This window comes from Bowmanella yangjiangensis (assembly GCF_018531185.1).
Taxonomy (GTDB): Bacteria; Pseudomonadota; Gammaproteobacteria; order Enterobacterales; family Alteromonadaceae; genus Bowmanella; species Bowmanella yangjiangensis.
This window is the reverse complement of sequence record NZ_JAHDJU010000003.1, coordinates 841,929-842,229: the sequence shown is the minus strand read 5'-3', so window position 1 is coordinate 842,229 and position 301 is coordinate 841,929. Positions and strand designations below refer to the sequence as shown.

The 301-nt window shown below is 49.5% G+C and carries 1 rRNA gene; it reads left to right on the top strand.

Annotated elements, in window-relative coordinates:
• Positions 1 to 95, top strand: a 5S ribosomal RNA gene (gene rrf / locus KJY73_RS19505); the annotation flags it as partial.
• Positions 96 to 301 lie beyond the last annotated feature (206 nt).

Below are 301 nucleotides of genomic sequence, written 5' to 3'. Positions count from 1 at the left end.
GAACCACCTGACTCCATTCCGAACTCAGAAGTGAAACGTAACAGCGGCGATGGTAGTGTGGGGTCTCCCCATGTGAGAGTAGCACACCGCCAGGCTCCCAATACGAAGAAGGGCTATCCGATTGGATAGCCCTTTTTTATTGCGCGCGATTTACCACCAATCTGCGCTGCCTGCGTTAACTGCCACTCTCCAAACCTTTAATGAAAGTCCCTGGACTTAACCCTGAGCTTATCCAATAAAATGCACCCAAAGCCCGTATTTTATTGTTAGGACCAAATCCTGCACTTACCCTGTCACACCT